Genomic DNA, 4,638 nt, shown 5'->3' with positions numbered 1-4,638 from the left:
ATTTGATAAAAAAAGAATTATAATTCTTAAAATAGCCACTACGCTTTTTCTCATTTCTCTTTTTATTATATAAGGCAGTCGATATGCGCTATTGTCTACAATGCGGTCATGAAGCAGAACGCAAAATACCAGCCACGGATAATATGCCGCGTTTGGTATGCCCAAATTGCAACTATATTCATTATGAAAATCCCAAAGTAATTTGTGGCTCGTTGGTCGTGCATAAGCATCGGGTATTACTATGCCGCCGTGCCATAGAGCCACAGTATGGCTTATGGACACTGCCAGCAGGTTTTATGGAAAACGGTGAAACCATGGCCGAAGGCGCTGCCCGTGAGAGCTTTGAAGAAGCAGATGCAGTCGTGACCAATCCGCATTTATACTGCTTGTATGATATACCTGATATCGGACAAATCTATAGTATTTATATCAGTGATTTAAAAGACGGTGCTTATGGTATTGGCTCTGAAAGTCTTGACTGTGCTTTATTTACCGAAGAAGATATTCCATGGGATAAGCTTGCCTTTGAAGCGGTACGTCGCACTTTAAAAAGCTATTTTGCAGACCGCCAGCAATTCGATAGCCACGATAAGTTCCCAATCCATCAAGACCATATCGGTAAAGACCAAAGTATTAAGCGCTATTGATAACGCTTAAGCATAAAAAGCCAAGCAAACGCTTGGCTTTTTTTATATGACCACCATAGCAACTATAATGTCATTACAGTACCCACTACAACGCTAGCTTTTGATTTTACACACTTTAAAGCCAAGCTCCTGTACTGCCGTTTCCTTATCATACGGTGCTAATACTGCCCGAACATGTTTTTGTCCTTGCAAGTATTGCTTGGCAACACGCTGTAAGTCAGCAACCGTCACCGCTAAAATTGCCGCGCGCATTTTACGCTGCCAGTCTACGCCGCGATGATGCAAGTTGGCGAAACAGGCTTTGATAGCCTCACCTGCTGGAGAGCCTGGTTTATCCATTCCTGAGATAATTCCCAAGATGGCTTCTTCTAATTGCTCGTCCGTTTGTGGCTCATTTAATAACCATTCGATACTGGCATCAAAATGGGCAAAGGTTTCAGCACACTGCGGGTCACGGTAGCTAAAGAATTTAAAAGCACAAGCATTGGCATCGTAACCAGCGCCGCCGCCATAAGCACCGCCGCGCTCACGAATGGCGCTATGCAGATAACCATTACGTAGATAAGGCGCTAATACCATTAAGGCTGCGGTATCAGGATGGTCAGCAGCGGGCACAGAATAAGCGCTGGCATTATGATAGACGTTGGTCGGAGCCAACCATGCCAAGTCTTCGACAGCAATTTCTTCTAGCTTAGCGCCATCATTTTCACCATTGAGCGCCGAGTCTAGTTGTAAGTCGGCAAACTCACTTGGAATGCTCGCTTCAATAGTCGTATCAGTATTGCTTAATTTTTCAGCGATCTTTGGTGCTTGGCTGTCTTTCCAGCTATCGACAATCAAATTGCTTAAGCGTTCGGTTTGTTCCGCTTCACAAATAATCACCGCATGTTTCGGCAAGCTGATTAAACGTTGATGTAAATCCATCAAGCTGGTTGCTAGCTGATCCCACTGCGTATCGTCGGTACTGGCATGGGTTAAGAAATCTTTTAGTGCATTTAGTGCCGGTAGACCGCTGCGTACATATTCTAGCTGTGCCTGACGGCTCATACCGCGACCGGCGGTTTGCATCGCATAGGCATGTCCTGAGCCAGCAAGGTTTGACTGCCAACCTGCTTGACGCTGCTGCAAAATCTCTTTGATACGGGCATGCTCACTAAAGACACTGTGTTCCATCACTTCTTTCAGCAAATCAATGGCTTCAGGCTTACGATTCAGCGCCCGCGTTGCCACTACAAAGTAGCTGCTAATTGCTTGGCTATCATCGATATTGGTGCGTTGGCTGATTCTGGCGGTGACACCTGATGAATGCGCCGCTTGCTTGGCTTGCATTTCATGCGCACTGTGCGAATCGGTGCCCAACTCTGACAGTAGACTTAGATAAATCGGCAGTAATGGATGATTGATAACTTCATTGACAGGCAGCTTGTTACTGTTGTTGGCATTTTCACCAATTGCGTCGGTCAACGGTACAATCACTTGATAGTAATATAAGCCGTTAGTGCCCGCTTCATATTCAAATAACGTACTGTCTTGCCCGCTCAAACTCACCTGCTTTTGTGAGCCTTGTTTAAAGCTGATGTCAGTTGGTACGTCGTCCAACCCAACTTTTGGCAATAAGCTTAAATCATCAGGAGCTGCTTGGCGCGCCGCCAAATCTAGCGCTTGTTTGTGCAAAATATCTTTATCATCAGCGGTCAAATCCATGGCGATGGTATCAAGACGTGTTTGCTCAGCTGCCGCCAAACGTGCCGACTTCTCACTATCAGGCGTTAATGTGACGCGTACACGGTGTTGATTGTCTAACAGATGCGTCTTAATTAAACTTGGTAGCCATTGCGCGTCGACGACTTGCTCACGCAGCCATTGCAGATGCTCATCAACTTCCCATACGTCGATAGGATTGCCATCATGAATCGCCGTACTAAAGCCCTCTAGCATCAAATTCAAACCATAAGGAATGCTGTCACCGCCGATATGACGCTGATCAATCTCTATCTGATGCAAGATAGTTTCAATGGTTTCATCATCGATTGGTGAGCTGGCAACATCAGTTAGCAGGTCAATAATACCTTGCTCTACCGCTTCGGCATGCTCAGGGTTAGAGCCGCGCAGACCGGTATAAAAAACCATTTCATAATGGCTGTCATCCAGTCCCAATAACGGACTTGGCGCTTTACCCAGTGGATGGCTATCAAGATAGGCACGCAGCGGCGAGCCAGCATGCTCAACCAACACACCTTCTAATAGACGTAGCGCCAAACGCTGCTTCGGATCGGTAATCGACGGTAATAACCAAGCAACCACATGATGGGTTTGATCGGGACCGGCTTCGTCAGCAGTATAAGTATCGGTGGCGCTAATCGGCGCAGACAGGCGCTGCTCTGGACGCGAGACGTGTTTTTTGCCTGCTTCAAACTGCTCTAAAGCATCGTCATGGATTTTTGCTTGCGTTTGGGCAACAGGAATATTACCAAAGCTCATAATGACGCTGTTTGACGGGTGATAATGGCTTTGATGAAATTCAACCAATTCATGATGGGTCAAATCAGGAATATCAGCAGGATCACCGCCTGAATTATAATGATAGGTCGTGGTTGGGAATACATGGTGGGCAACGGCATGATACAGCTGGTCAATCTCGCCACTCATCGCGCCTTTCATCTCATTAAAAACGATGCCTTTAAATTGTGGTTTATCATTTTCGTCCAATTCAACACGGATGCCTTCTTGAGCAAAATCAAGCGGATGAATATTGGGGAAAAACGACGCATCAAGATAGACTGCCAATAAATTAAAGTAATCATTTTCATTTTGAGTGGCATACGGAAACGCAGTCCAATCAGCGGCGGTCATCGCATTCATAAAGGTATTCAATGAGCGTTTAATCATTGAAAAGAACGGATCACGAACAGGGAACTTCTCAGAACCACATAAAGCCACGTGCTCTAAAATATGTGCCTCGCCTTTTGAATCCATTGGTTGGGTGCGAAAGCCGACCAAAAAGGCATTTTCATCACTTGGATGTGCCAAATGATAATGCATGGCACCGGTTTTAACATGCTGACTGATCAGCACATCCATTGATAGTGCCTCAATATGGCGGTGCTCAAGCAGCTCAAACGCTGGATGCAGAGTTAAATCAGCGGTAAATGGCGTGTCAGTCATAGTTATCCTTATAGATTATCCTGATGGCCTCTTAGTAAAGAGCGCATTTAGCCTATAGCTAATGACGCATATCAGGATAAGCAATCAAAAATGGTGAGGTTTATATTTATAAAATTGGTTTGTATAAAAATAGCAGTGTTATAAAAAATATAGGTAATCTTTAAATGGAATGGCATTTATCAGCTAAAAAGAATTTGCCTAACGAAACTAGATGGGGCTCATCGCTTAATAAGTCAAGATAGCAAATGGCTAAAAATATAACTAATAAAGATAACGCCCATTTAACAAAGCATACTTAACAGCAGTCGGTAGTAGTGCTATAGTTAAAATCATCTGTCACAAGGAGCCGCTCATGAGTTACCAACATATTTTATTGGTCACAGACCTAATGTCCGATGCTGATGTGGTCGCCCAAAAAGCCAAACGCATCGTCGATAATCGCCCTAATTCCAAGTTATCGGTATTACATATTGTCAGAGATACTATGGTTGGTTTTGGCTACGAGCTAGTGCCTGCCTCTAGTCTTTATGATGAGATTGATGATGAACGCTGCCAAGAAGCGCGTGCCAAACTGGCGCAGTTTTTGGATCGTAACGACTTACATGTGGTCAATTCTGAAGTAACCACTGCCATCTCTAACAGTGAAGGTATTGTGAACTATTGCCACAAACATGAAGTTGATTTACTAGTCATCGGTCGTCATGAACGTCATGGCATCGCTGCTTGGCTAAGCGGCGCGACGGCAGATAATATCCTGCCAAATGTGCCCTGTGATAGTCTAGTGGTCAGACTCGATAAACCTGTGAATAAATAAGTTTAAGAATAT

Annotated in this window: 3 protein-coding genes; 2 read left to right on the top strand and 1 reads right to left on the bottom strand. The window is 44.6% G+C overall.

The genetic code is table 11. The features are described 5' to 3' along the window. Positions 1 to 83 precede the first annotated feature (83 nt). The gene (locus ACT3TU_RS13535; protein WP_192524169.1) at positions 84 to 647 is read left to right on the top strand and encodes an NUDIX hydrolase; all 564 of its coding nucleotides are present in this window, start codon (positions 84 to 86) and stop codon (positions 645 to 647) included. A 93-nt stretch (positions 648 to 740) separates the two neighbouring features. Here ACT3TU_RS13535 and ACT3TU_RS13530 read toward each other — a convergent pair whose 3' ends face one another. Further along, positions 741 to 3,812 carry an insulinase family protein gene (locus ACT3TU_RS13530; RefSeq protein ID WP_192524168.1) on the bottom strand — a complete coding sequence of 1,024 codons (3,072 nt, stop codon included), beginning with the start codon at positions 3,810 to 3,812 and terminating at the stop codon, positions 741 to 743. 352 nt (positions 3,813 to 4,164) lie between these two features. Between ACT3TU_RS13530 and ACT3TU_RS13525 the strand changes: the two genes are divergently transcribed. Next, positions 4,165 to 4,626, top strand: a complete 462-nt coding sequence (locus tag ACT3TU_RS13525; RefSeq protein ID WP_192524167.1) for a universal stress protein — start codon at positions 4,165 to 4,167, stop codon at positions 4,624 to 4,626. Positions 4,627 to 4,638: the final 12 nt, after the last annotated feature.

Source organism: Psychrobacter sp. AOP3-A1-26 (genome assembly GCF_052378235.1).
Taxonomy (GTDB): Bacteria; Pseudomonadota; Gammaproteobacteria; order Pseudomonadales; family Moraxellaceae; genus Psychrobacter.
Note: the sequence above shows the minus strand (reverse complement) of the source record. Positions and strands in the feature narration are given on the sequence as shown.